Genomic DNA, 25,434 nt, shown 5'->3' on the forward strand with positions numbered 1-25,434 from the left:
GCTGTGACCAGCCATAACGGTGCAAATCAGGCATAGACGTGAGACCATGCATGCCATGAACGTCGAGCCTGGCCGGCTGCGGTGACAGGGACCTTGAATGCCGGCGATGCCTTCGCCGGCTATCGGATCGTCCGGAAGCTCGGAGTGGGTGGCATGGGTGAGGTGTACCTCGCCGTCCACCCGAGGCTGCCCCGGCACGATGCGCTCAAGGTACTCACCTCCGCGGTGCAGGACGATCCGTCGTTCCGGGTCCGCTTCGACCGTGAGGCGGAGATCGCGGCCACGCTCTTTCACCCCCACATCGTTCCGCTCTACGACCGCGGCGAGGCAGACGGTCGCCTGTGGATCTCGATGGCCTATGTGGAAGGAGCCGATGCTGCGGTCCGGGCGGCTGGATATCCGGGTAAGAAGCTCCCCACGCAACTTGCCGCCGACATCGTCACCGCTGTGGGATCCGCCCTCGACTACGCGCACGAACGCGGGCTACTGCATCGCGATGTGAAGCCGGGCAACATCCTGCTCACCGATTCGACGCCACCCCGCATCTACCTGTCGGACTTCGGTATCGCCAAAGCGCAGGACAGCCAGACCGGCGTCACGGTGACAGGTGCGTTCGTCGGGAGTCTGCCGTACGTCGCACCCGAACAGATCCGCGCCGACACGCACACCACCGGCGCTCTCGACCAGTATCAGTTGGCCTGCACAGCGTTCGAACTACTCGTCGGCGAGCCACCGTACGCGGGACCGGGTATGGCCGCGGTCCTGAACCAGCATCTGCACGCACCACCGCCGAGCCCACGGCTCAGACGACCCGAACTTCCGGACGCCGTCGACGCGGTGTTCACCCGCGCCATGTCCAAGGATCCGGCCGCGCGCTACCCGACGTGCGCAGCCTTCGCCTCGGCACTTGCCGCCGCGTTGAGGCCCGGCGCACCCACCGGCCCCGTCGTCGATACATCGGAGACGGTGCCACTCGCCGGTGCTGACCAGACGCGGCACGCGGCGCCACCGTCGACCGAACGACTGACTCCCACTGTGAGACAGACCAGGCAGTTCGTGCCACCGGATCCGCCTCCGTCTGCCCCGACCGTACGTGTCAACAGTGCCGGTCATCCGCCCGGACCGGTGGATCGGGTCACTTCCGGTGGTGGGGCCCGGCGCGGGGTGCTGATCGCTGTCGGCGTGGTGGCGGTAGCGGCACTGGTCGCGGTCATCGCACTGATGATGGGCGGTAACGACGACTCGGCAGACCGCGACCCAGTGGCTGGCGGTGGGCGGGCGGGAACACCGTCGGCGGGGCCGACATCGAGGACCCCCGCCGCGGGAATCGCCGATGCGACCTCGGTGGCCGCCGGCACCCGGGGAGCCTGCGCCGTAGGCGGGGGCAGCGTGTTCTGCTGGGGTGAGAACACCAGCGGGCAGCTCGGTGACGGCACCACGACCGACCGTGCGGAGCCGGTCCGGGTGAAGGACCTGACCGGCGTCACCGCTGTCACCACCGATTCCGGCACCACCTGCGCGATCAGTGACGGGACGGTGTTCTGCTGGGGCGCCAACTCCTCCGGTCAGCTCGGCAACGGGTCGGCCGACGACAGTCTCACCCCGGTGCGCGTGCCGGGACTGTCCGGTGTCACCGCGATCTCCACCCACTCGGGGACAACCTGTGCCGTCGCCGGCGGCACCGCCCACTGCTGGGGATTCAACGACTCCGGTCAGGTCGGCGACGGCACCACAGACAATCGCAGCCGCCCGACCCGCGTACCTGGCCTCTCGAACGTCACGGCGATCTCGACGTCACACGGCACCTCCTGCGCCGTAGCGGCAAAGGCAGCTCGCTGCTGGGGCCTCAATGAAGCAGGTCAGCACGGGGATGGGTCGACCGACGAGAAGGTGACGCTGTCGCGGGTCGCCGGCCTCAAGAATGTGACGGCGATCGACGTCGGCTACAACGCCGTGTGCGCGATCGCCGGGGGTGCCCCGTTCTGCTGGGGACAGAACGACGCCGGTCAGCTCGGAGACGGTACCACCGAGAGCCGGAGCACCCCGGTCCGGGTCGGCGGAATCGACTCGGCAGAATCGGTGGTCGCCGGTGTGGCGCAGGCCTGCGTGGTTGCCGATGGGACCGGCTTCTGCTGGGGCGACAACGGATTCGGTCAGCTCGGCGACAACACCACCGAGAGCCGGAGCACCCCCGTCCGCGTCGTCGACCTGTCCGGGGTCAGTGCCATCGGTGCGGGTGAGGACACCGCGTGCGCGGTATCGGGCGGCAAGGTGTACTGCTGGGGCGAAGTGGCGACCTGACCGGCTCTCACGGACGCAGGAGCCGCAGGGCCTCGTGCGGCTGCCCGAACAGCTGTGAACTGCCCTGTGCGCGTTTGAAATACAGGTGGATGTCGTGTTCCCAGGTGATGCCGATACCACCGTGGATCTGGATGGCGTCACCGGTGACCGAGCTGAACGCCTCGGAGCAGTAGACATGCGCCGACGCGGCGAGCGCCTCGGCATCCGGTGCGCCGGCGACCACGGCGTCTATCGCCGCACGGGCGAGCGAGCGCGCCGATTCCACCAGGACGTACATGTCCGCCATCCGGTGCTTGAGTGCCTGGAACGATCCGATCGAGCGGCCGAACTGTTTGCGCACCTGGGCGTACTCGACGCTCAGGTCGAGGGCGGCCTGAGCGCCGCCGACCTGTTCGGAGGCGAGCAGCGCCCACGCGTACGTGCGCAGCCGCCCCGGCAGATCACCGGCCGACGCCAGGGCCTGCGCGGGGGTGTCGGAAAAGCCGACCCGCGCCAGCGGCCGGGTCGGGTCCACCGTCGGCAACGCCTCCACCAGCACACCGTCGGCGTCGGCGGCCACCACATGCAGCGTCAATTCGTGCCCCGCGCCACCGGCGATCACCACGAACAGGTCCGCGGATTCACCGTCGACCACATAGTGCGCCGTGCCCGACAGCAGACCACCGTCGGCGGTGACCCCGGGGGTGTCCCAGCCGCCGGCACCCGCCCAGCACACGGTTGCCGTCGTCTCACCGGACGCGATGCCGGGCAGCACCTGTGCGGCGACAGTATCGTCGCCCGACAGCAGGATGGCCGCGGTGGCGAGTGCGGTGGAGAAGGCGGGCACCGGGGACAGCGCTCGTCCGAGTTCCTCCAGGACCACGGCGGTTTCCGCGAAACTCGCGCCCGCACCGTCGTGCGCTTCCGGGATGGGGAGCGCGGCGACGCCGATCTCCGCGCACAGCGTGGCCCACAGCGACTCGTCGGTGCGTCCCGGACGGGTGGACGCGGCACGCACCGTGTCCATCCCACCGCGCCGCCTGATCAGGTCGGCGACAGACTCGCGGAGTGCTTCGCGTTCCTCCGCGGATACGGCTTGTCCCGGTGTGGTGACCGGCCGGTCGTCGATCGTGGTGTTCATGGTGCCTTCCTTCAGACCCGGGTCTGTCAGAGAGAGTTGAGGATTCGCTGCCGGTGCTGCGCCGGGGTGCCCCACGCGCCGACGAGAGCCCGCGTCTTGGTGAGGTACAGCGACAGATCGTGCTCGGCGGTGTAGCCGATGGCGCCGAGCACCTGCAGGGCCTGCCGGGACGCGAGATACGCCGCGTCGGCGGCGGCCACCTTGGCGGCGGAGATATCGGCGAGGACGTTCGTGTTCGCCGGCACCATCCCATCGGCACCGAGCGCGGCGGCATGCACGAGCGGTCGGGCCATCTCGAGCGCGATCGCCACATCGGCCAGGTGATGTTTGACCGCCTGGAACGAGCCGATGGCGCGTCCGAACTGCTTGCGGGACTGGGCGTATTCGGCGGCCAGCGTCAGCATCGTCTGACCGAGTCCCAGCAGATAGGCCGCGGTCGCCAGCGCCCCGAGATCCGCCGCGGACACCGCCCCGGCGGGGGAGTCGACGTTCTCGACGAGCACGGTGTCGACGGCGACGGTCGACACCGTGCGTGCCGGGTCCACCGACGCCGCGGTCGAGGCGATCCGCGCCACCGACAGCGTCCCGGACGCGAGCAGATACACCTGGTCGGCGGCCTGGGCGTCGGCGGCGTTCGGCTGCCACGTCTCGATCGCACAGGAGACCGGGGTGCCCTCGGCGATCGGGCCCAGGCGCAGATGCTGTCCGGTGTCGGCGAGCAGTTTCGGTGCCACGGCCAGGCTTTCGATGATCGGCCCGGGCATGCCGTGGCGGCCGAGTTGTTCGGCCGTCACCACCAGTTCGGTGACACCGGCACCCGAGCCGCCGTGTTCGTCGTCGATGATCAGCCCGCAGATGCCCGCCTCGGCGAGCTGCTCGCGCACCGGGGTGACCGCCGCCGGATCGCCGGCCGCGTGGGCGCGGATGATCGTGGGCATGTCGGCCTTGGTGAGGATGGCATCGACCGTCGAGGCCAGATCCGAATGAATGTCGGAAAGCAGAAAATCCATGAGGGTGGTCCTTACCGGTCGCCGCGGGGCAGGCCGAGGAGTCGTTCGGCGATCACATTGCGCTGAATCTCGTTGGTACCGGCATAGATCGGCCCCGACAGCGAGAACAGGTAGCCACCGGTCCAGGCGTCGGCGATCTCCGCGTCGGCGCCCTGCAGATCGAGTGCCGTCTCGTGGGTGGCAATGTCCCACTGCGACCAGAACACCTTGTTGATCGACGACTCCATGCCGAGCTGCCCGCCGGCGGCGAGCCTGCTGACGGTCTGATACGTCGACAGTTCGTAGGCGCGCGCGCCGATCCAGGCGTCCGCGACCCGGCGGTCGACGTCGGCTGCGGCCGGAACCTCGGACCTGTTGCGTTTCCACAGCTCCACCAGCCGGTCGGTGGCCGCCAGGAAACGGCCGGGCGCCCGCAGGGACAGGCCGCGCTCGTTCGCGGCGGTGCTCATCGCCACCCGCCAGCCGTTGTTTACCTCGCCGATGACCCCGGACTCGGCCGGGTTGTCCGGGTCGTCGGGCACGAAGACGTCCTCCAGGAACAGTTCCGCGAAACCGGGTTCGCCGTCGAGCTGGGCGATCGGCCGCACCGTGACGCCCGGGCTGCGCAGATCGAACATGAAGTAGGTGATGCCCTTGTGCCGTTGCGCGTCCTTGTCCGAACGGAACAGCCCGAACGCCCAGTCCGCGTAACTCGATCGTGAACTCCAGGTCTTCTGCCCGTTGAGCAGCCAGCCGCCGGTGGTGCGGGTGGCGGTCGAACGCAGCGACGCCAGGTCACTGCCCGACTCCGGCTCGCTCCACGCCTGACCCCAGATATCGTCGGCGCGCGCCATGCGCGGCATGATCCGGTCCAGTTGCGCCTTCGAGGCATGTTCGAAAAGCGTTGGGGCGAGCAGGAAGATGCCGTTCTGGCTGACCCGTCCGGGGGCGCCCGAGCGGTAGTACTCCTCCTCGAAGATCACCCAGTGCAGCAGCGGAGCATCGCGGCCGCCGTACTCCTCCGGCCAGCTCACCACCGACATGCGGTCGGTGGCCATCGTCGCCTCCCACTCGCGGTGCGCCTCAAAGCCTTCGGCGGTGTCCATCGACGGCAGCGGGGTGCGCGGCACATGCTTGGTCAGCCAGGCGCGGACCTCGGTGCGGAACTCGTCCGCGGCGGCATCGAACAGCAGATCCATCTCAGCTACCCCCACCCGCGGTAGCCGAAGCTTTCATCGATTTGGCATCCATCCCGCCGAGCGAGTCCCCGCCCGAGGCCTCCGAATTGGCGGCGTGCGCGTAGTGATGCCAGCCGAACACCGAATCCATCGAATTGCGCAGGCCCATATTGTCCTCGCAGATGTTGACGGCCTTCTTGGACAGGAACAGTCCCTGCATCGGCATCGCCACCACCTTCGCCGCGATCTCATCGACCTTGGCGGCCAGATCGTCGCGTGGCACGACGTGGTTGACCATGCCCCAGTCGGCGGCCTGGGCGGCGGTGAAGCGGTCGCCGGTCATCAGGATCTCCTTGGCGCGGCGCGGGCCGAGCACGAAGGCATGCGCGAAGTACTCGACGCCCGGAATGCCCATGCGCGCCACCGGATCGGAGAAGAACGCGTCCTCGGAGGCGACGATGAAGTCGCAGATCCACGCCAGCATCAGCCCGCCCGCGATGCACGCGCCGTGCACCTGCGCGATCACCGGCTTGGGGATGTCCCGCCAGCGCCGGCACATCCCCATGTACACCTCGATCTCCCGCGCCAGCCGCTGATCGGCGCCTGATTTGTCGGTGTGATCCCAGTGCAGGGTGGCGACGTTGTCGTAGAAGGTGTCGAAGTCGCGTTCGGGGGTGCCGATGTCGTGGCCCGCCGAGAAGTGCTTGCCGTTGGCCCGCAACACGATGACCTTCACCGACGCGTCGTCGACGGCTCTGCGGAACGCGGCGTCCAGCGAGTACGTCATCACCGAGTTCTGGGCGTTGCGGTACTCGGGCCGGTTCAGCGTCACATAGGCGACCGCATTGTCGGGTCCGCCCGTCTCGTAGGCGACGGGCGTGGTGTCGGGGCCGAGATCGGAGGGACCCAGCGCTGGGGGAATGACGCTTTCACTCATGCCACCGAGCGTAACCTAGCAAGTGCTTGGTTGGTAGACGGGCTAGCCGGAAACCATGGCACCGGACACCGGCGACACCGGGAACCACCTGCGCACGATCGCCTTGCGGACCTCCTCGATCCACAACACAGACGACGCGACGGCCACCGCGAACAGCCACTGATTACCGGTCAGATGAGTGGTGTCGAAGATGCTCTGCAGGAACGAGACGTTGACGACGGCCACCTGAAGGAGCAGCACACCCGCGATCGAGATCCAGATCGCGGTGTTGTGCAGCGACTGAGCCGAGAACACCGACCCACGATCCGACCGCACGTTGAGCAGATTGAATACCTGATACAGCACGAAGGTGGTGAAGCCGAGGGTGGTGGCGAACCGCGGATCGCCGGCGCTGTCGGGGAACAGGTCGTCGGCGAACTGCAGGATCAACAGCGTGCCGACGGCCATGACGACGCTGAACAACAGGATCCGCAGAATCCGGTTACGCGAGAGCAACCGCTCGCCCGGCGATCGGGGTTTGCGCCGCATCGCGTCCGGTTCGGTCGGGTCGACGCCCAGTGCCAGGGCGGGCGGGCCGTCCATGATGATGTTGACCAGCAGGATCTGCAGCGCCGTGAACGGCGCCCCGCCGGCGATCGAGAACACGCCCGCCGCCAGGAAGATGATCACGAAACCCCACGCCGTGGTGAGCTGGAACTTCACGAATTTGACGATGTTGTCGTAGATGCCGCGGCCCTCGCGGATCGCGGCGATGATGGTGGCGAAGTTGTCGTCGGTGAGGATCATCTTGGCCGCGCCCTTGGACACGTCGGTGCCGGTGATACCCATCGCAATCCCGATGTCGGCCTGTTTGAGGGCGGGGGCGTCGTTGACGCCGTCGCCGGTCATCGCGACCACCTGACCATCGGCCTGCAGTGCTTTCACGTAGCGGATCTTGTGTTCGGGGGCGACCCGGGCCAGCACCCCGAACTCCGCCGCCCGCGCCGGTAACTGTGCGTCGGAGATGCCGTCGAGGTCGGCGCCGGACACGGCTTCACCACCGATGCCGAGGTCGGCTGCGATCGCCGACGCCGTCGCCAGGTGATCACCGGTGATCATGTGCACCTCGATACCCGCCTCGTGCGCAACCTTGATCGCCTCGCGCGCCTCGGGCCGGGGCGGATCGAGAATGCCGACGACGGCGTACACGGTCAGGTCGTCGACCGCGGCGTGCAGGGCGTCCGGGGTGTCGGGAACCGCGCCGAGCGTGGTGCCCGCGATCAGCAGGGTGCGCAGGCCCTGGTGGGCGAGATCGTTGATCGCGGCGCGCATCGCGTCCTTGTCCTGCCCGGTCAGGGGCCGGTCGCCGCCGGCCTCCCGGATCGAGGTGGCCCGTTCGAGCAGCACACCGGGTGCACCCTTCGCGTAGCAGCGGAACTCGCTGCCCGGTCCGGGGGTCGAACTGGCATGGAAGGTCGCCATGAACTTGTAGTCCGAGTCGAACGGCACCTCCGCCAGCCGCGGATACTTGCGGCGCGCCCCGGCCGCGTCGATGCCGCCCTTCTCCGCGACCACCACCAGCGCGCCCTCGGTGGGATCGCCCACCATTCTTGATTCGTCATCGACAGTGGAGTCGTTGCACAGCGCCATCGCCAGAAACGCCCGCCGCAGATCCGGAAGGTCGTCCTCGTTGTCCGACAACAACTTTCCTTCGGTCGAATAACCCTCGCCGGTGACCCGGATGGTCCGGCCCGCGGCGACGATGCGGCGCACCGTCATCTCGTTGAGGGTGAGCGTGCCCGTCTTGTCGGTGGCAATCTGAGTGGTGCTGCCGAGGGTTTCGACGGCGGCGAGCTGTTTGATGATCGCCCCCTGCTGGGCGAGCCGGGACGCGCCGAGCGCGAGGGTGAACGCGACGACCGCGGTCAGACCCTCAGGGATGGTGGCCACCGCCAGCGACACCGACGTCAGCAGCAGATCGGACCACGAATCGCCGCGTATCAGGCCCAGCACGAAGACGATCGCCACCACCACGAATGCGATCACGGTCAGCAACGTGGCGAGCTGATCGATGCGTCGTTGCAGTGGTGTCTTCGCCGCCCCCGCGCCGTGCAGCAGTGCCGCGATGGTGCCGATCTGGGTGTTCATGCCGGTGCCGGTGACCACGGCGCTCGCCCGGCCGCGGGTCACCTCGGTATTCATGAACGCCATGTTCGAGCGGTCGCCGAGCGGGAGATCGGGGTCGTCGAGCGCGGACGCGGACTTGTCCACCGGTTGCGACTCGCCGGTCAGCGCCGACTCGGCGATCTGCAGCCGAACGGCGTCGATGATGCGGGCGTCGGCAGGGACCGCATCGCCGGCCTCGAGCAGCACGATGTCACCGGGCACCAGCTCGGTCCGTGACACCTGCCGCTGCCTGCCGTCGCGCAGTACCCGCGACTGCGCCACCGACATCGTCCGCAACGCGCGCAGACTCTCCTCCGCCCGCGTCTCCTGGACGTAGTTGAGCACCGTGTTGAGGGTGATCACGAGCAGGATCACCACCGGCGTCTCCCACTCGTGCGACACCGCCGCACTGACCACCGCCGCCAGGATCAGCACGATCGTCATCTTGTCGGCGAGCAGCCGCGCGATCTTGCGCCAGGCCGGTTCCGAGCCGGCCTCGTCGAGTTTGTTCTCCCCGTACTCACCACGCAGCCGGACGACGGCATCCGCGGACAGCCCGGAATCGGCGCTCACCCCGAACGAATCGAGAACATCCTGGCTGCCGCGGACGTGTGGTGGTGTCGGCGGGCTGGGCGTCGAGGCGGTCATTCGGTGCTCCGTCCGGTGTGTCGAACTCCGTCATATCCGTGCGCGTTATGTCCGACTCTATCGACGGGCTGGGGGTGCGGCCGGGTTCGCGGGCTCGCGAGCGGCTCTGCTTTCGCCTCGGCGCCGGGCCTGTGCCACAGTCATGGGGATGAACCGACGGCCGACCGGAAGGACTGACGCATGACCGGTGCGGGGGGCAACATTGTCTGGCAGTCGAGCAAGGTCTCCCGGTCGCAACGGCCGCATGAGGGGGCGACCCTGTGGCTGACGGGGCTGTCCGGGTCCGGGAAGTCGTCGCTGGCGATCGAGCTGGAACGCTGCCTGGTGGCCGACGGTCATCCGGCGTACCTGATGGACGGGGATAATCTCCGGCACGGCCTGAACTCGGATCTGGGTTTCTCCGACGACGACCGGCGCGAGAACATCCGCCGCACCAGCGAGGTGGCCGCGCTGTTCGCCGATTCGGGCGCGATCGCCATTGTCGGTCTGATCAGCCCGTTCGCCTCCGAACGGCAGCGGGCGCGGGAGATCCACGCCGAACGCGGCCTGCCGTTCCACGAGATCTTCCTCGACACCCCGCTCGCCGAATGCGAGCGCCGGGACCCCAAGGGACTGTACGTGCGGGCGCGCCGCGGCGAGATCCCGCATTTCACCGGCATAGACTCGCCGTACGAACGGCCACAGCACGCCGACATCGTGGTCACCCCGGCAGATGGCACGCCCACGCAGGTCGCCGCGCTCGTGTTGCGCACGCTGGGGCTGGGGCCACAGGGGCAGGACCAGGAGGAGGATCGGTGACATTCGAGGCTCACGAGGATCGGGAGCTGGCGGGCGAACTTGCCACCGCCGCAGGGCAATTGCTACTGGAGGTGCGGTCCGGCAGCGGCCTGGAAGGCAAGGAACTCGGCGACGCGGGTGACCGGCGCTCCGACGACTTCCTGCTCGCGCGACTGGCCGCCGACCGTCCCGACGATCTGGTGCTGTCCGAGGAATCGGCCGACGACAAGCGCCGGCTCATCGCACCACGCGTGTGGATCGTCGACCCGCTCGACGGAACCCGTGAGTACCGCACCCCCGGCCACGCCGACTGGGCCGTGCACGTGGCCCTGTGGTCGTCCGGAAAGCTGATCGCCGGTGCGGTGGCACTGCCCGCACTCGGCATCACCTATGTCGATGACACCGCGCCGATCGCACCTGTCGCAGGACTGCTCCCGGACCCCGCCGACGACCGGCCCCGCGTCGTGGTGAGCGGATCGCGGCCCCCCGCCTTCTCCGACGAGGTGGCCGAGGCCGTCGGTGGTGTGGTCACCCCGCTCGGCTCGGCCGGGGCCAAGGCGATGGCGGTGGTGCGCGGCGAGGCCGCCGCCTACGTGCATGCCGGTGGCCAGTACGAATGGGATTCGGCGGCGCCCGTCGCGGTCGCGCAGGCCCAGGGCCTGTGGTGCGGCCGGATCGACGGTTCGCCGCTGGTCTACAACAACGACAACACCTACCTGCCCGACCTGATCATCTGCCGCCCCGAACTCACCGACCCCATCGTCGGGGTGACCTCCCGCTACTTGTAGAGGAACTCGGGTTTGATCCTGTTGATGACCTGAGCCACGGTGTCACCGGTATGCCGTTCGCAGAAGATTCCGATGAGCATCGCGGCGAAATAAGGATTCTTGTTGACACCGTGGACCGCGATCACCGCGACCTGTGTGCCGTCGCTGAGAGTCTGGTACTCGGTGCAGGTCATCGTCGCGGCGTTCGCCGGGCCGGTGGGATGGTTGGCTTGGGGGTGGTCGTTGTCGGTTCCGGGAGGTACGAGGTCTCGATGTCGAGCGAATCGTCGTCGTACGAATCGTCGTAATCGTCCGCCGGTGTGCTCGTGACGGTGGTGGTGCTCGTCGTGGTGAGCGGGCCGGCCATCGGCGTGCCGCTGGTGGTGCAACCCGCGAGAGCCACCACCGCTCCCGCAAGCAGGGGCAGTGCTGTTCGGATGCGCGACAAGGTGATCAGGCCTTTCCGGTGAGTTGGGTCAGGGCCGCGCGGATGTCGGCGGCGTCGATGCACATGAGGTCGTCGTGGGTGAGGGTGCCGAGATCGTCGCGGCCCGAGAGCCGGAATTCGCGTTCCTCCTCGGCGGATTCGATGACATTGCGGATGAACCGGCCGTTGCCGGCGATGTCGATACCCCGGCGCGGTCCCGATACGGTCGGCCGGACATCGGAACACAGGGCGGCACAGGCGCGTTCGAGTTCCACCAGGGCCTCGGTGGTGAGGGTGGAATCGCGTCCGGCGGCGATATGGGAGCCGATGTCGGCCAGCTCGGTGGGGGAGTAGGACGCGAACCGGATACGCCGCGAGAAGCGGGACGCCAGACCGTCATTGGCGGCGAGGAAGCGGTCGATCTCGTCGTCGTAGCCGGCGATGATCACCACCAGCCGGTCACGGTCGTTCTCCATCCGCGCCAGCAGCGTGTCGACGGCCTCCTTGCCGAAGGCATCGCCGCCGGACAGCCCCTCCTGGATCAACGTGTACGCCTCATCGATGAACAGCACACCGTCGAGCGCGGAGTCGATGACCTCCGAGGTCTTGATCGCGGTGCTGCCCAGATGCTGGCCCACCAGATCGCCACGGGAGACCTCGACGACCTTGTCGGACTTGATGAATCCGAGTCCCCGGTACATCGTGGCGACGATGCGGGCGACGGTGGTCTTGCCGGTGCCCGGTGGCCCGGTGAACGCCAGATGCAGGCTCCGCGACGCCGTCGACAGGCCCTTGTCCGACCGCAGCCGCGCCATCGTCGCCGCCGAACGCAGCTTGGCCACCTGGAGCTTCACCTCGTCGAGCCCGATCTGCGCGTCGAGCCTGCGTTGCGCGTCGTCGACCAGTTCGGTGTCGGTACCGGATCCGTTTTCCATTGCCGCAGAGGATAATTCGGAGTCCTCTGCCAGTAGGTCAGGGGTCCACGGATCGGTGCGCGCGTCGATCTGGGCGGCCGAGGTGATGACGAGCCGGTAGGCGGGGGAGCGCATCGCCTCGGCGGCCGGGCCGAACCCGGGGTCGCGGGCGTACACCTGCTGAAAGTGGCTGACCGCCGCGGCCTCCTGCCCCTGTTCGCGCAAGGCCATACCGGTGGTGAACAGGGCCTGGGTGGCCAGCGCGGGCACCGGCCCGGACACCACCCCGGCCAGTTGCCGCGTCCCCTCGTCGAACATGCCGAGCTGCACGCACGCGGTGCCGGTCATGAACTGTGCCGCGCAACCGAGCACCTGGTCGGGCCAGCCCGTGGCCGGCGTCAGCGCGGTCAGCACATGATTCCATCGGCCGGTGGCGAACTGCAGCACCCCGCGGATCAGGTCGACCACCGGGACGTCCCCGGTGACCGCCGACAGCACGTCGTCGGCGCCCGCCGGGTCGCTGCCGCGCACGAGGGTGGTGGCGTAGGCGGCGGTCGCGTCGGTGGCGTCGGTGAGCGGATAGTCGATACCGACGGTGGTGTCCCAGCGGCCGGCCAGGATGCGGTGGGGCAGCCGCAGCCGGCGCTGTTCGCGGCCGATCGCGTCCCGGTGGTGGTAGAGCGCGGCGATCACCTCGTCGGTGCTCTCCCCGCACGCCATCCGGCCGAGCCAGGCGTCGGCCATCGCCGGATCCCACTGGCTGGCGCGGGTGAAGGCGCGGGCGGCCTGCTCGCGGTCGTTCACCGGCTCCTGGCCGTCGACGGGTATGCCGAGCGACAGAATGCCGAGGTCGAACAGTTGCCGGGCCCTGTGCGCGGCCTGCGTCATGAATCCCCCATGTCTGCTCCCCGGATGTGCCGCGCATCCCTTCACGGCCCCGTCACACCCTACGGGTGATTCGCCCGAAACCACCACAGCACTGTCCACAGGCCGCCCGGAACCGCCGAATCGGGTTCTCACCCCCGACCCACTAGACTGACGCGGGTGAGTGCACAGGTGGATACCGTCTCAGCCGCTGCCCAGACCCCCGATCATCCGCAGCCGTTCCGCGAGCTCGGCCTGAAGGACGACGAGTACGACCGGATCAAGGAGATCCTCGGGCGCCGCCCCACCGACGCCGAGCTGGCCATGTATTCGGTGATGTGGTCCGAACACTGCAGCTACAAGTCCTCCAAGGTGCACCTGCGCTACTTCGGCGAGACCACCACCGACGAGATGCGGGCCTCGATGCTCGCCGGTATCGGCGAGAACGCGGGCGTCGTCGACATCGGTAACGGCTGGGCCGTCACCTTCAAGGTCGAGTCGCACAACCACCCGAGCTACGTCGAGCCCTATCAGGGCGCGGCCACCGGCGTGGGCGGCATCGTCCGCGACATCATGGCGATGGGTGCCCGCCCGATCGCGGTCATGGACCAGCTGCGGTTCGGCGCCGCCGACGCCCCCGACACCCGGCGCGTCGTCGACGGTGTGGTGCGCGGCGTGGGCGGCTACGGCAACTCCCTCGGCCTGCCCAATGTGGGCGGCGAGACGGTGTTCGACGCCTCGTACGCGGGTAACCCGCTGGTCAACGCGCTGTGCGCGGGTGTGCTGCGGGTGGAGGATCTGCACCTGGCGTTCGCCTCGGGCGCGGGCAACAAGATCATCCTGTTCGGTGCGCGCACCGGCCTAGACGGCATCGGCGGCGTGTCGGTGCTGGCGTCGGAGACCTTCGACGACAGTGACGAGGGCGGGCCGAACCGCAAAAAGCTGCCGAGCGTGCAGGTGGGCGATCCGTTCACCGAGAAGGTGCTCATCGAATGCTGCCTGGAGCTGTACCACGCCAACCTGGTGGTGGGCATCCAGGACCTCGGCGGCGCCGGATTGTCGTGTGCCACTTCCGAACTTGCCGCAGCCGGTGACGGCGGCATGCACATCGACCTGGAGAAGGTGCCGATGCGCGCCACCGGGATGACCCCGGCCGAGGTCCTCTCCAGCGAGTCGCAGGAACGTATGTGTGCGGTCGTCACGCCCGAGAACGTCGATGCGTTCATGGCGGTGTGCCGCAAGTGGGACGTGCTGGCGACCGACATCGGCGAGGTCACGGACGGCGACCATCTGGTCATCACCTGGCACGGCGAGACCGTGGTCGACGTGCCACCGCGCACCGTCGCCCACGACGGCCCCGTCTACGAGCGTCCTGTCGCCCGGCCCGACCGGCAGGACGAGGTGATCGCGTCGACATCGGCGGACCTGGCACGGCCGTCGACCCCAGACGAACTGCGTGACACCCTGCTGACGATGCTGGCCTCGCCGGCGCTGTGCAGCCGCAAGTTCATCACCGAGCAGTACGACCGCTATGTGCGCGGCAACACCGTGCTCGCCGAACACGCCGACTCCGGTGTGGTCCGCATCGACGAGGAGACCGGCCTCGGTATCGCCCTGGCCACCGACGCGTCGGGCCGCTACACCTACCTCGACCCGTACCGCGGTGCGCAGCTCGCCCTCGCCGAGGCCTACCGGAACGTGTCGGTCACCGGTGCCACCCCGAAGGCTGTCACCAACTGCCTCAACTTCGGCTCCCCCGAGGACCCGGCCGTGATGTGGCAGTTCCAGCAGGCCGTCCGCGGTCTGGCCGACGGCTGTGCGCAGCTCGGCATCCCGGTGACCGGCGGCAACGTCAGCTTCTACAACCAGACCGGATCGACCGCTATCCTGCCTACGCCCGTCGTCGGTGTGCTCGGCGTGATCGACGACGTCCGTCGCCGCATCCCCACCGGCTTCGGTACCGAACCGGGCGAGACGCTGATCCTGCTCGGCGACACCCGCGACGAGTTCGACGGCTCGATCTGGTCGCAGGTCGCCCACGATCACCTCGGCGGGGTGCCGCCGCAGGTCGACCTCGAACGCGAGCGTCTGCTGTCGCAGATCCTCGTCGCCGGTTCCCGCGACGGCCTCATCTCCGCTGCCCACGATCTGTCCGAGGGCGGCCTGATCCAGGCGGTCGTCGAGTCGGCGCTCGCCGGGGAGACCGGTGCCCGGGTGCTGCTGCCCGAGGGTGCCGACCCGTTCGTCTGGCTGTTCTCCGAATCCGCCGGCCGCGTCCTCGTCGCCGTCCCGCGTACCGAGGAGTCCCGTTTCTGCGGCATGCTCGACGCCCGCCAGATGCCGTGGACCCGCATCGGCGTCGTCGACCAGGGCAGCGACTCGGTGGAGGTGCAGGACCAGTTCTCGGTCACCCTCGCCGAACTCCGTCAGGTTCACGAGGCCACCCTCCCCAACCTCTTCGGCTGACACGCCCCCTTTGTTGGTTGAGGTGTGAGGAGCGTTAGCGACGAGCCTCGAAACCTGGTGAGGGGACATTGTCGTGTTTCGGGGTTTCGAGGCTCCTCGCCGTGGGGGCTCGTCGCACCTCAACCGGCGAGGGGAGCAGTTGTTGAGTTGTTCTGGTTGTGTTGGCGTTCGGAGCTTTTCGTCCGTTGGCTGAGCGGCTCGTCGTACATCAGCCGAAGCGGGCGACGAGGCGTTCGGGGTCGTCGGTGGTGATCTGGTCGGCGCGTAGGTCGAGCAGGCGGGTGATGGTGCGGCGGGAGAGGATGTTGACCCGGCGGACGGTGTAGGCGTCGACGGTGCGTCCTGCCGCGTGGAAGGCACCGATCAGGTCGACGCCGCGGTCGTCGGCGCGCAGCACCAGCTTCTTGTCGAGGTAGACCATCTCGGCGTCGGGGGAGGCGTGCACGGCGTCGGCGACGAACTGGCCGAATCGGCCCGAACGGAGCACCCGCTTGACCGCGCCGCCGTGACATGGGTCGTAGCCGATGCGGATACCCGGTGCGGCGCCGGTCAGTTCGCGCACCGCAGTCGCGTCGCCGCAGGACAGGATCAGGTGCCGGGCGATGGGGGCGACGGCGTCGGCGAAGACCCGCAGGGCGCGATCGTCGAGAGCGGTTGCGGTTTCCTTGAAGTCGAGCTGCAGCAGTGCGTCGGGGTGGATCATGGTGCCGCGCAGCGCCTCTACGAGGTCTTCGAGTAATAGGACGGGTTCGTCGACGGGGCGGCGCCGGTTGTCGCGCAGCGACATCGCGCGCAACTGGTCGGCGCCCAGCGACCGGGCATTGCCCGACCCGGTGGTCGCGCGTTTCACGTCGAGATCGTGCAGCACCGCGAAACCCCGGTCGGCGTGGACGACGAGGTCGATCTCGACGCTCGCGCCCACCGACATACCCTCCCGGATCCGGGTGGCGGTGAACACCGGGTCGGCGGCGCGGCGCCGGGCGCGATGCCATTTGATCCGGGTGGTGTGGCCGTCGCGGGTCACGGCGGTCGGTGCGTTCATCATCGACACCCTAGTCCGGGCGTGCCGTGGAGCCTGGGAGTCCCCGGTTCCGGAGAACACTCGACTCTGAATGAAACGTGTTCTAGTTTTGGGTGATGAGTCTTCGCGTGGTCGTCTGGTCGACCGGAACCGTCGGAAAACATGCCATCGCCGTCATCGACGGTCACCCCGGGCTGGAACTGGTAGGAGTGTGGGTGTCGAGCGAGGCCAAGGAGGGTCAGGACGCGGGCAGGCTCGCCGGCCTGGACCGCGACCTGGGGGTGATCGCCACCAATGACCGCGACGCCCTGCTCGCCCTCAAGCCCGACTGCATCGTGCACGCCGCCATGACCGACGACCGGGTGCCCGAGGCCATCGAGGACCTGATCGCCTTCGCCGAGGCGGGCATCAACGTGGTGTCGAGCGGGCCGGTGATCCTGCAATACCCGTACGGGGTGCTGCCCGATGACTACATCGCCCGCGTCGACGGTGCCGCCACGAAGGGCGGGGTGAGCCTGCACGTCAACGGTATCGACCCCGGCTTCGCCAACGATGCTCTGCCACTGGCGATGACGAGCCTGTCGCAGCGCATCGACGAGCTGCGCTGCCAGGAGATCGCCGACTACTCCACCTACTATCAGCCGGTGGTGATGAGCGAACTGTTCGGCTTCGGCAAACCGATGGATGCCACACCGCCGCTCGTGGTTCCGCAGGTGCTCACCCTCGCCTGGGGGAGCGTGGTGCGTCAGCTCGCGGCCGGTCTCGACGTCACCGTGGACGAGCCGCTCGACGTGCGCGTCGAACGTGTTGCCGCGGACAAGGACTACTCGACGGTGTCGGTCGAGATCCCCGAGGGAACCCAGGCCGCATTACGATTCGAGGTCGTCGGCAAGGTGAACGGCGTCGACCGCATCGTCCTTGAGCACTACACCCGCACCCACTCCGACCAGTGTCCCGACTGGCCCACCCCCGCCGAGGGCGACGGCTGCTACCGCATCCTTATCTCGGGCGAACCGCACATGGCCGTCGAGTTCACCCACCACGGCGAGCACGGCGACCACAATGTGTCCGGCATGATCGTGACCGCCGCACGCTTGGTCAATTCCGTTCCCGCCGTGGTGGATGCGCGTCCCGGCCTGATCACCGCCCTTGACCTACCCCTCATCACGGGCAAGGGCCTGGTCACCTCATGACCTCCGGTGAGACGGGAACTTTGCGCAACCACCTCAAGCCGGTTGGGAATCAACGAGAAGGAAGACCACGGGTTTCCAACTGGTCCCGGAGTTTCTCGCGCCCGTGCAGGGAGGCGACGGACCCCAGGCGGGTGAGGACCCGGCCGCTCCAGGTGCCGTCGAGGCCGTACCGCCGGTTGTAGTCGGCCAGCGCCTCGTCGTAGCCGGGGATGTGGGTGTCGGCGGCGGCCGCGTCGTACCGCTCGTGATGCAGTACCGCAGCCTGCGGCAGCCGCGGCTTGATGCCTGCGTTTTCCGTCGGGTCAGGAACACCCACGGCCAGACCGAAAGTGGCGATGGTGTGCGGCGGTAGACCCAGCTCGTCGGCCACCTCCAGGGGTTTGTTGCGCAGGGCCCCGACGAAAACGGCTCCCAGCCCGAGTGATTCGGCTGCGACCACCGCGTTCTGCGCGGCGAGGGCGGTGTCGACGAAGCCGATGATGGTGGTTTCGAGGTAGTCCGCACCGTCGAGCGGTGCCCCCTCACGTTCGGCAATCCGGCGCGCCCGGCCGAGATCGGCCACCCACACCAGGAACAGCCCGGCCTCGTCGATGAACTTCTGCTTGTTGGCCAGCGCCGCCAGCCGGGCCTTGCGTTCCGGGTCGCGGACGGCGATCACGCTCCACGGCTGTAGATTCGACGATGTCGACGCCGACTGTGCCGCGGCCACAATGGCCTGCAACTGGGCGTCGTCGACGGGTGTGTCGAGGAACTTGCGCACCGACCGGTGCGCGAGCTGGGCGGCGATGATGTCGTTGGTGGTGGTCAGGGTCAGCGCTGCGTCGGCATACCGGGCGGCGATGGTCATGGGTGAAACTCCTTGGTCCTCGTCGCCGGCTGAGGTGTGAGGAGCGTAAGCGACGAGCCTCGAAACCTGGTGAGAGAACGATGTCATCTCACGAGGTTTCGAGGCTCGGTCGCTGGGCGACCTCGCACCTCAACCGGCGAAGGAACTGTTTGAGGTGGTGTTGTCGATTGCACTCAGGCGCCGAGGAACTGTTCCCCGGAGACGAGTTCGGATTCGCGGCCGTCGACACCGCGCGGCACATCCCCTTCGAGGGTGACCCGGTACAGCACCCGGTCGTGTCCGAGGTGACCGGCGTCGGCGATGGCCAGGTGGGCGGTGGCCCGGTTGTCCCAGAACGCGACACTGCCGGGCGCCCAACGGAACCGGACGGTGTACTCGGTGCGGGTGGCCTCCCGCCACAGCAGCTTCAGGATCTCCTCGCTCTGCTCGGGTGAGAAGCCGCGGATCTCGCGGGGGCCGCGGGTGAAGCCGGGACTCACGAACAGTGCCCGCTCACCGGTCTCGGGGTGCACCCGCACCGCCGGATGGTAGGCGACCAGGTTGGCCTCGGCGATCTTGCGGGCGCGCTGACTTCCCTCGGCGGCCCGGGCCGCGAACTGGTGCCGGATATCGATCCGGTCGGCCAGCTCGCGCAGTTCTTTCGGCAGGCCCTCGTATGCGGCGACGAGGTTGGTCCAGGCGGTGTCGCCGCCGTAGGGCGGCAGGATGTCGGCCCGCAGGATCGACGCGGCCGGCGGGTTGACCAGCGCCGTCACATCGGTGTGCCAGCTGTGGTCGTACGAGGTCCGCTTGCGGCCCAGGTTCTGTGTGTACCGGCGGCTGTCGATGGGCAGGATCTCCGGGAAGCCCTCCGGCGGGTTCTCCTCGTGCGGATGGGCCGGGGTCACCTTGCCGAACTTGTGGGCGAAGGCGACCTGTTCGGCGTGACCGATCTCCTGGTCACGGAAGAAGACCACCTTGTAGCGGTGCAGGGCGGCGCGGATCTCCTCGACGGTGCTCTGGTCGAGGTCGTCGCGCAGGTCGACGCCCCCGATCTCGGCTCCGATGTAGCCTGCCGACGGCGCGATCTCCAGGGTGCCGGTCCGTGCGGGTGCTTCCTGTACTGCGCTTGCTTCCTGTACTGCGGTCATGGGCTGTGTCCTTCTTTCTCTTGGGTGAAACTTCTTGTGGGTCAGGGGGTTATCCGGCCAGGGAGGCCGAGCTTGCTGAACCGGGGAACGGAACGCCGAATCGTTCCCGCAGGGTGGATGCTTCGTACTCGTGCCGGAACAGGCCGCGGCGCCGCAGGATCGGCACCACCTCGTCGACGAAGATCTCCAGGCCGTCCGGGAAACGGTCGGGCATCAGGTTGAATCCGTCCGCGGCTCCGGCGTTCCACCAGTGCTCGATCGTGTCGGCCACCTGCTCGGGGGAGCCGACGATCTTGCGGTGCCCGAATCCGCCGCCGAGACGGCCGAGCAACTGGCGGACGGTCAGGTTCTCGTCGGCGGCGAGCCGGATCACCGATTCGCGGAAGCCGAGGGAGCCACGGAATCTGCTCGGGTCGGCGGGCTCGTCGAGCACCGACTCAGGAAGCGGCGCATCGAGATCCACCGAGTGCAGGTCGATGCCGAGGGTGGCCGAGAAGCGTGCCGCCGCATGGCTCGACGGCGCCAGCGCGGCCGATTCGGCGTCCCGGGCCTTCGCCTCGGCCTCGGTGCTGCCGATGACGGTGATCAGGCCGGGCAGGATCCGGACGTGTTCGGGGTTGCGGCCCGCTTTGGTGGCAACGGATTTGACGTGCTGATAGTGGGCGATGCCCGCCAACAGGCTCAGTTCGGCGGAGAACACGGCGTGCGCCTGCCGCCCGGCGAGTTCACGCCCCGCCGGAGATCCGCCCGCCTGCACCAGCAGCGGCTGTCCCTGTGCCGACGGCGGCACCGGCAATTGTCCCGCGAGGTTGAAGAATTCGCCGTCGAACCGCAGCGGCGTCCGGGTCCGGGCCGATGCCCACAGGTCGTTCACTGCGTCGACGAACTCGGCGGCCCGGCGGTAGCGGGTGTCGCGGTCGGGGAGCTCGGTGAGTCCGAAGTTCCCGGCGATGTCCTCGGCATAGGTGGTCACCACATTCCAGGCGACCCGCCCGCCGGACACGTAGTCGAGCGAGGCGATGCGGTAGGCGAGCTCCCACGGATCGTTGAAGGTGGTCGACAGGGTGCCGATGAGGCCGATGTTGCTCGTCGCGGCGGCCACCGCCCCCAGAATCGTGGTGGGTTCGAGCGCCCGGCCCGGCTTGTGCCGGGGGTCCTCCCGCAGGCCGGGGCCGTCGGCGAGGAAGAACGCGTCGAGGGTGCCGCGTTCGGCGATCCGGCCGACCTCGGTGAAGTACCCGGTGTCGACGAACGACAGCGGATGCAGGTCCGACGAACGCCAGGCGTCATGGGTGATACCCACATCGAGGACGTTGACGTTGAGGATCACATGGCCGGGACGGCCGGTGTGGGAACGGTCAGGCACGGGACACCTCCGGGGTGGTTGCGGCGGGGAACACGGCGCGGCCGGCCGGGTGCGCGGCGGGGGCGGCGAGGCCGAAAGCCGAGCGCAGCGTCGCGGACCGACCCTCGGGTACGGCGGGCAGGACCGTGAGGAGTTCGTCGAGTTCAAGGGCATCGGCGGGGCGATACACGACGACGCCGGCGTCACCGGCGTCGACCGGAACCACGACATCGGCCACCCTCACCAATTCCTTTGTAGCCAAGCCTGATACGAACACCGGAGGCCACACCTGCGGGCTGGTGGGCACCTGGAACGGGCCGGTGATGTCGTAGGCGCCGCGGTGATCGATCGCCACGATCCGCTCGGATTCGGCGAACACGCCGCTGTCGCGGTCGGCGATGATCGCGTCGGCGGGGAAGCTGCGCCACAGTTCGCGGATCGCGGTCACCGCATCCGGGGCGACGGGGCTGTCGCCCCGGGTCCACGGATTCCCAGGGGTCGCGGCGGGGTCGGCCTCGGCGATCGCCAGCCCCGCCCGGCCGTTCGTGGCGTGATCGACCCCGGCGACGCGGCGGGCCAGGTTGTACGGGTGATCGCGGTGTGCGGCGGCCGCGATAACCAGACCGGTGCGCCGGGTGTGGGCGGCGAGGGTGATGGCGGCGACGCTCGGATCGAGGCCGGCGGTATCGGTGACCGTGTTGGGCTCGAGCAGGTCGGAACCGAGAATCACCGCGTGCGCCACCGCATCGAGCCGACGGCCGAGATCGGCCGGGGCCTGCGGATACCCGGGGCGAAGGACCTCGGCCAGCAGCGGCCGGGGGAGTGCGATCAGCACGAGTGGACCGGAAACAGGTGGTGCGGACATGCGTTTGAGAATCGTCCGGGCCGCCCCGGCGAAACAGGTAAGCGCGCTACGTGATCGGAAAAGTCGATACGGGAGGTTCCCGGCCAGCGAGACGTCCGGTCGACGCCAAGTGTGGGCCTTTCATAGCGTGCCGCCCAACCAGGTGGTGGCTGAAAGGGAGATTCATGACCGTGCAGGATGTGCTCGACGAACTTCGCGACGTACCGGGAACGGGCGAGACCATTCCCGTGGTGAGCCCGGTGACCGAGGAACTGATCACCGAGTTCACCGACGCCGGACCGGATGCGGTCAACGCCGCCGTCGCCCGGGCGAAGGACACCTACGAATCACGGGTGTGGGCGGGTAAGGCCGACTACGAACGCGCCCGGGTGCTGTGGAAGGTCGCCGACCTCATCGAGGAGAACGCCTCGCTGCTCGCCGAACTCGAATGCCTGAACACCGGCATCCCCAAGTTCCAGGCTGAGACCATCACCAAGGTGGGCGCCGAATGGTTCCGTTACTACGCCGGCTGGTGCACCAAGGTGTCGGGTATCGCCCGCGACGTGAACACCGGCGGCCTCACCGGCATCGAATCACACATGCACGCCTACACGATGAAAGAGCCGTATGGCGTTGTGGGCCTGATCTTCCCGTGGAACGGTCCGGTGTTCAACTACTGCGCCAAGCTGGCCCCGGCGCTGGCCGCGGGCTGCAGCACCGTGGTCAAACCCGCGGAAGAGACGCCGCTGTCGGCGATCGTGTTCGACCGCATCCTGCGCGAGGCCGGCGTCCCCGACGGCGTGGTCAACATGGTCAACGGCTACGGGCACACCGTCGGCGCGCAGATCACCGCGCACCCCGACGTCGAGAAGGTCGCGTTCACCGGATCCACCGAGGTGGGCCGCGAGATCGTGCGGGCGTCGGCGGCCAGCAACCTCAACAAGGTCACCCTCGAACTCGGCGGCAAGTCCCCGGTGCTGATTTTCGATGACGCCGACCTGGACACGGCGATCATGATGGCGGGCTTCGGCTGCTTCCTGCATTCGGGTCAGGTGTGCATGCTCGGGTCGCGGATCTTCGCCCAGCGCGGCGTGTACGAGCGTGTGGTCGAGGGTATCGCGGGCATCGCCAACACCGTCAAGCTCGGCGGCCCCGACGAGGAGGGCGCGATGATCGCGCCGATCATCAGCGCCCGTCAGCTCGAACGTGTCATGGGGTACATCGACCAGGGCCGTTCCGACGGCGTCGAATACGTCACCGGTGGTCACCGGCTCGACCGCACCGGCTACTTCGTGCATCCCACCGTCGCCACCAACCTCGACACCTCCAACCGGCTCTACCGCGAGGAGATCTTCGGTCCGGTGGTCACCATCCTGCCGTTCGACGACGAGGACGAGGCCGCCGCGCTGGCCAACGACAGCGACTACGGGCTCGCGGGCACCATCTGGACCAAGGATGTCGGCCGTGCCCACCGGATGGCCAAGCGGCTGCAGGCCGGCACCATCGGTTTGAACTGTCAACTGCAGTTTGATCATTCGATGCCGTTCGGCGGGTACAAGCAGTCCGGCTGGGGACACGAGGCCGGCCGCGAGGGCATTGAGATCTACCTCAAGCAGAAGACCATCTGGGCACAGATGTAGCAATGGATTTCGCACTCAGCACAGAACAACTCGATCTCGCCGGTGCCGAACGGGCGTGGCTGGCCAAACACGATCCGATCCTGCACCGGCGGGCGGACATCGACGACGGGCCGGCTCGCATCCCGGCGGACGCGCGTAAACACGTCGTCGAGTCGGGCCTGGCGGGCCTGCTCACCGAGGCCGCAGGGGGCACGAACGTCGACCTGCTGGTGCTCACCGAGGAGCACGGGCGGGCGGGCAGCGCCGTTCCGTTGGCGGAGATAGCCGTCGCCGCTGCGGTTCTGGAGCGCGTCGGGCATCCGGCCGCGGTCGCGGCGAGCGCCGGTGAGGTGATCGTCATCCCGGTGGCGTCGGCGGGCACACTTGCTGTGCGGGTGGCGGGCGACACGCTGCATATCTCCGGAACAACCTCACCGGCAACAGGATTGGTCGACGCCGACCACATTCTGTTGCTGGCCGAGACCGATGACGGCCGTGAGGTGGCGGCCGTCATCGGTGCCGGTGACGTGACGGTCTCGCCGGCCGACACTCTGGACCTGCTGCGGTCCTGGGCCAAGGTGGAGGTCGACCTGACGCTCGGGGTGTGGCAGTGGTCGTTCCTGCCCGCCGGCACCACCCGGGCGGTATGCGAGCAGATCGCCGTCTTCCGGGCCGTCGACGCCCTCGGCTGCGCCGACAGACTGCTGGCGATGACCGTCGAATATGCCGGGCAGCGCACCCAATTCGGTTCCGCCATCGGATCGTTCCAGGCGGTCAAGCACCACCTGGCGAACATGGCGGTGGCGGTGGAGGCATCGCGGGCAACTCTGTGGGCGGCCGCGCTGGCCCTCGACGAGAAAGAGGGGCCGGAGCGAACGCGGGCGGTGTCGTCGGCGGTGGCCTTCGCCTGCCGCAGCGCCTCCGATGTGGGACAACTGGCGTTACAGGTGCACGGGGGTATCGGCTTCACCTGGGAACACGACGTGCACCTGCTGATCCGGCGGATCAAGGTGGACGAACTGCTCGACGGTTCGGTGCGCGAGCACCGACGTCGGCTCGTATCGGCCACCACGGTTAATCATTAGGAACTGCGATGGATCTCACCGAACTGACCACGGTCCTGGCCGAGCTCGACGGGCACGTGCTCACCATCACCCTCAACCGTCCCGAGCGGATGAACTCCTTCACCAACACCATGCGCGCCGAGTTCCGCCAGATCTGGGAGTACGCCCGCGAGACCGACGACGTGCACGTGATCGTGCTGCGCGGGGCGGGGGAGCGGGCGTTCTCCACCGGCATGGACACCCGCGAGGGCACCTTCATCTCCGAGAACGTGTTCAGCCGCCGCGACCCGGGAATCGACCTGCAGCCCAAACACAACGGCTGCTGGAAGCCGTTGGTTTGCGCGGTACACGGGATGGCCGCCGGTGGTGCCCTGTACTGGCTGAACGAAGCCGACATCATCGTTGCCAGTGACGACGCCCAGTTCTTCGATCCGCACGTGTCCTACGGGCTGGTGGCTGCCCTCGAACCGATCGGGCTGGCCCACCGCATCCCGATCGGCGAGGTGCTGCGCATGGTGCTGCTCGGACTCGACGAACGGATGTCGGCGCGGCGCGCGTACGAGATCGGGTTCGTCAGCGAGATCGTGCCCCGTCACGAGCTTTGGGAACGCGCCGACATGCTCGCCCGCCGCATCGCGGCCAAACCCGCAGCCGCCGTCCAAGGCAGCGTCCGGGCGATCTGGGAATCGAAGGACACCGGTCGCACGCAGGCGCTGGCCACCGGCATGTCGTACACCTCCCTGGGCAATCCGATCGGCAAGGCGCAGGTGGTGCGCTCGGAGGTACCCACCCGCGATTTCGAGGTCCGCTGATCTCCGGTGCACTTTGATATCCATTG

General features: G+C 68.3%; 20 protein-coding genes and 1 pseudogene. 8 read left to right on the forward strand and 13 right to left on the reverse strand.

Annotated features, from left to right (window positions below; all coding sequences use genetic code 11):
• Positions 1-81: 81 nt before the first annotated feature.
• Positions 82-2,301, forward strand: coding sequence for a protein kinase domain-containing protein (locus GOAMR_RS06795; RefSeq protein ID WP_138943629.1), 2,220 nt, complete (start codon positions 82-84; stop codon positions 2,299-2,301).
• A gap of 7 nt (positions 2,302-2,308) precedes the next feature.
• Here the strand turns inward: GOAMR_RS06795 and GOAMR_RS06800 are convergent, their stop codons facing one another.
• Genes GOAMR_RS06800 through GOAMR_RS06820 form a run of 5 tightly spaced genes read right to left on the reverse strand, consistent with a single transcriptional unit; the run spans position 2,309 to position 9,318 of the window.
• Positions 2,309-3,421 (reverse strand): acyl-CoA dehydrogenase family protein, encoded by a 1,113-nt coding sequence (locus GOAMR_RS06800; protein ID WP_005184604.1) that lies wholly within the window; start codon positions 3,419-3,421, stop codon positions 2,309-2,311.
• 26 nt (positions 3,422-3,447) lie between these two features.
• Entirely contained in the window at positions 3,448-4,431 is a 984-nt protein-coding gene (locus GOAMR_RS06805; RefSeq protein WP_005184606.1) for an acyl-CoA dehydrogenase family protein, read from the reverse strand.
• Positions 4,432-4,442: 11 nt separating this feature from the next.
• Positions 4,443-5,609 carry an acyl-CoA dehydrogenase family protein gene (locus GOAMR_RS06810; protein ID WP_005184608.1) on the reverse strand — a complete coding sequence of 389 codons (1,167 nt, stop codon included), beginning with the start codon at positions 5,607-5,609 and terminating at the stop codon, positions 4,443-4,445.
• Position 5,610: 1 nt separating this feature from the next.
• On the reverse strand, positions 5,611-6,525 hold the full coding sequence (locus tag GOAMR_RS06815; protein WP_005184610.1) for an enoyl-CoA hydratase: 915 nt from the start codon (positions 6,523-6,525) through the stop codon (positions 5,611-5,613).
• A 42-nt stretch (positions 6,526-6,567) separates the two neighbouring features.
• Complete coding sequence (locus tag GOAMR_RS06820; protein ID WP_005184612.1) at positions 6,568-9,318, reverse strand: cation-translocating P-type ATPase; 2,751 nt, start codon at positions 9,316-9,318, stop codon at positions 6,568-6,570.
• A gap of 198 nt (positions 9,319-9,516) precedes the next feature.
• On the opposite strand from GOAMR_RS06820, the pseudogene cysC reads away from it, so the two are divergent.
• Positions 9,517-10,116: pseudogene (gene cysC / locus GOAMR_RS06825) on the forward strand (adenylyl-sulfate kinase); the annotation flags it as partial.
• Complete coding sequence (locus GOAMR_RS06830) at positions 10,113-10,883, forward strand: 3'(2'),5'-bisphosphate nucleotidase CysQ (protein WP_005184615.1); 771 nt, start codon at positions 10,113-10,115, stop codon at positions 10,881-10,883. The pseudogene cysC and the gene GOAMR_RS06830, both read left to right, overlap by 4 nt.
• On the opposite strand, the gene GOAMR_RS06835 is transcribed toward GOAMR_RS06830, so the two are convergent.
• The 3 genes from GOAMR_RS06835 to eccA are packed head-to-tail and all read right to left on the reverse strand — an operon-like array spanning position 10,874 to position 13,091.
• On the reverse strand, positions 10,874-11,056 hold the full coding sequence (locus tag GOAMR_RS06835; RefSeq protein WP_005184617.1) for a hypothetical protein: 183 nt from the start codon (positions 11,054-11,056) through the stop codon (positions 10,874-10,876). The genes GOAMR_RS06830 and GOAMR_RS06835 overlap by 10 nt on opposite strands.
• Positions 11,053-11,265 carry a hypothetical protein gene (locus tag GOAMR_RS06840; RefSeq protein WP_040514596.1) on the reverse strand — a complete coding sequence of 71 codons (213 nt, stop codon included), beginning with the start codon at positions 11,263-11,265 and terminating at the stop codon, positions 11,053-11,055. Before GOAMR_RS06840 ends, GOAMR_RS06835 begins: the two co-directional genes overlap by 4 nt.
• A 50-nt stretch (positions 11,266-11,315) precedes the next feature.
• A complete protein-coding gene (gene eccA, locus GOAMR_RS06845) occupies positions 11,316-13,091 on the reverse strand; it encodes a type VII secretion AAA-ATPase EccA (RefSeq protein ID WP_005184619.1) in 1,776 nt (591 codons plus the stop codon).
• A 156-nt stretch (positions 13,092-13,247) separates the two neighbouring features.
• Here eccA and purL point away from each other — a divergent pair, with 156 nt between their 5' ends.
• Positions 13,248-15,533, forward strand: coding sequence for a phosphoribosylformylglycinamidine synthase subunit PurL (gene purL / locus GOAMR_RS06850; protein WP_005184621.1), 2,286 nt, complete (start codon positions 13,248-13,250; stop codon positions 15,531-15,533).
• 208 nt (positions 15,534-15,741) lie between these two features.
• On the opposite strand, the gene GOAMR_RS06855 is transcribed toward purL, so the two are convergent.
• Positions 15,742-16,575, reverse strand: a complete 834-nt coding sequence (locus GOAMR_RS06855; RefSeq protein WP_005184622.1) for a glycerophosphodiester phosphodiesterase — start codon at positions 16,573-16,575, stop codon at positions 15,742-15,744.
• Between the two features lie 95 nt (positions 16,576-16,670).
• On the opposite strand from GOAMR_RS06855, the gene GOAMR_RS06860 reads away from it, so the two are divergent.
• The gene (locus tag GOAMR_RS06860) at positions 16,671-17,747 is read left to right on the forward strand and encodes an NAD(P)H-dependent amine dehydrogenase family protein (RefSeq protein WP_040514598.1); all 1,077 of its coding nucleotides are present in this window, start codon (positions 16,671-16,673) and stop codon (positions 17,745-17,747) included.
• A gap of 49 nt (positions 17,748-17,796) precedes the next feature.
• Here GOAMR_RS06860 and GOAMR_RS06865 read toward each other — a convergent pair whose 3' ends face one another.
• From GOAMR_RS06865 to GOAMR_RS25505, 4 genes are all read right to left on the reverse strand, one after another.
• On the reverse strand, positions 17,797-18,594 hold the full coding sequence (locus GOAMR_RS06865; protein ID WP_005184627.1) for an NADPH-dependent oxidoreductase: 798 nt from the start codon (positions 18,592-18,594) through the stop codon (positions 17,797-17,799).
• Between the two features lie 173 nt (positions 18,595-18,767).
• The gene (locus tag GOAMR_RS06870; RefSeq protein WP_005184629.1) at positions 18,768-19,724 is read right to left on the reverse strand and encodes a TauD/TfdA dioxygenase family protein; all 957 of its coding nucleotides are present in this window, start codon (positions 19,722-19,724) and stop codon (positions 18,768-18,770) included.
• A 49-nt stretch (positions 19,725-19,773) separates the two neighbouring features.
• A complete protein-coding gene (locus tag GOAMR_RS06875; protein WP_005184632.1) occupies positions 19,774-21,090 on the reverse strand; it encodes an LLM class flavin-dependent oxidoreductase in 1,317 nt (438 codons plus the stop codon).
• Positions 21,083-21,934 (reverse strand): LLM class flavin-dependent oxidoreductase, encoded by an 852-nt coding sequence (locus GOAMR_RS25505; protein WP_083836879.1) that lies wholly within the window; start codon positions 21,932-21,934, stop codon positions 21,083-21,085. The genes GOAMR_RS06875 and GOAMR_RS25505 overlap by 8 nt, the downstream gene beginning before the upstream one ends.
• A 164-nt stretch (positions 21,935-22,098) precedes the next feature.
• Here GOAMR_RS25505 and GOAMR_RS06885 point away from each other — a divergent pair, with 164 nt between their 5' ends.
• The 3 genes from GOAMR_RS06885 to GOAMR_RS06895 are packed head-to-tail and all read left to right on the forward strand — an operon-like array spanning position 22,099 to position 25,408.
• Positions 22,099-23,553, forward strand: a complete 1,455-nt coding sequence (locus GOAMR_RS06885) for an aldehyde dehydrogenase family protein (RefSeq protein WP_005184636.1) — start codon at positions 22,099-22,101, stop codon at positions 23,551-23,553.
• Between the two features lie 2 nt (positions 23,554-23,555).
• Positions 23,556-24,617 carry an acyl-CoA dehydrogenase family protein gene (locus GOAMR_RS06890; protein WP_005184638.1) on the forward strand — a complete coding sequence of 354 codons (1,062 nt, stop codon included), beginning with the start codon at positions 23,556-23,558 and terminating at the stop codon, positions 24,615-24,617.
• 8 nt (positions 24,618-24,625) lie between these two features.
• The gene (locus tag GOAMR_RS06895) at positions 24,626-25,408 is read left to right on the forward strand and encodes an enoyl-CoA hydratase/isomerase family protein (RefSeq protein WP_005184640.1); all 783 of its coding nucleotides are present in this window, start codon (positions 24,626-24,628) and stop codon (positions 25,406-25,408) included.
• Positions 25,409-25,434 lie beyond the last annotated feature (26 nt).

Origin of the sequence: Gordonia amarae NBRC 15530 (assembly GCF_000241345.1) — a bacterium.
GTDB classification, from domain to species: Bacteria; Actinomycetota; Actinomycetes; order Mycobacteriales; family Mycobacteriaceae; genus Gordonia; species Gordonia amarae.

What these genes read in the sequence shown, in the direction of transcription:
- GOAMR_RS06800 (WP_005184604.1), bottom strand. Translation starts at nt 3,421, where the DNA reads ATGAACACCACGATCGACGACCGGCCGGTCACCACACCGGGACAAGCC.
- GOAMR_RS06805 (WP_005184606.1), bottom strand. Translation starts at nt 4,431, where the DNA reads ATGGATTTTCTGCTTTCCGACATTCATTCGGATCTGGCCTCGACGGTC.
- GOAMR_RS06810 (WP_005184608.1), bottom strand. Translation starts at nt 5,609, where the DNA reads ATGGATCTGCTGTTCGATGCCGCCGCGGACGAGTTCCGCACCGAGGTC.
- GOAMR_RS06815 (WP_005184610.1), bottom strand. Translation starts at nt 6,525, where the DNA reads ATGAGTGAAAGCGTCATTCCCCCAGCGCTGGGTCCCTCCGATCTCGGC.
- GOAMR_RS06820 (WP_005184612.1), bottom strand. Translation starts at nt 9,318, where the DNA reads ATGACCGCCTCGACGCCCAGCCCGCCGACACCACCACACGTCCGCGGC.
- GOAMR_RS06835 (WP_005184617.1), bottom strand. Translation starts at nt 11,056, where the DNA reads ATGACCTGCACCGAGTACCAGACTCTCAGCGACGGCACACAGGTCGCG.
- eccA (WP_005184619.1), bottom strand. Translation starts at nt 13,091, where the DNA reads ATGACGCAGGCCGCGCACAGGGCCCGGCAACTGTTCGACCTCGGCATT.
- GOAMR_RS06855 (WP_005184622.1), bottom strand. Translation starts at nt 16,575, where the DNA reads ATGAACGCACCGACCGCCGTGACCCGCGACGGCCACACCACCCGGATC.
- GOAMR_RS06860 (WP_040514598.1), top strand. Translation starts at nt 16,671, where the DNA reads ATGAGTCTTCGCGTGGTCGTCTGGTCGACCGGAACCGTCGGAAAACAT.
- GOAMR_RS06865 (WP_005184627.1), bottom strand. Translation starts at nt 18,594, where the DNA reads ATGACCATCGCCGCCCGGTATGCCGACGCAGCGCTGACCCTGACCACC.
- GOAMR_RS06870 (WP_005184629.1), bottom strand. Translation starts at nt 19,724, where the DNA reads ATGACCGCAGTACAGGAAGCAAGCGCAGTACAGGAAGCACCCGCACGG.
- GOAMR_RS25505 (WP_083836879.1), bottom strand. Translation starts at nt 21,934, where the DNA reads ATGTCCGCACCACCTGTTTCCGGTCCACTCGTGCTGATCGCACTCCCC.
- GOAMR_RS06885 (WP_005184636.1), top strand. Translation starts at nt 22,099, where the DNA reads ATGACCGTGCAGGATGTGCTCGACGAACTTCGCGACGTACCGGGAACG.
- GOAMR_RS06890 (WP_005184638.1), top strand. Translation starts at nt 23,556, where the DNA reads ATGGATTTCGCACTCAGCACAGAACAACTCGATCTCGCCGGTGCCGAA.
- GOAMR_RS06895 (WP_005184640.1), top strand. Translation starts at nt 24,626, where the DNA reads ATGGATCTCACCGAACTGACCACGGTCCTGGCCGAGCTCGACGGGCAC.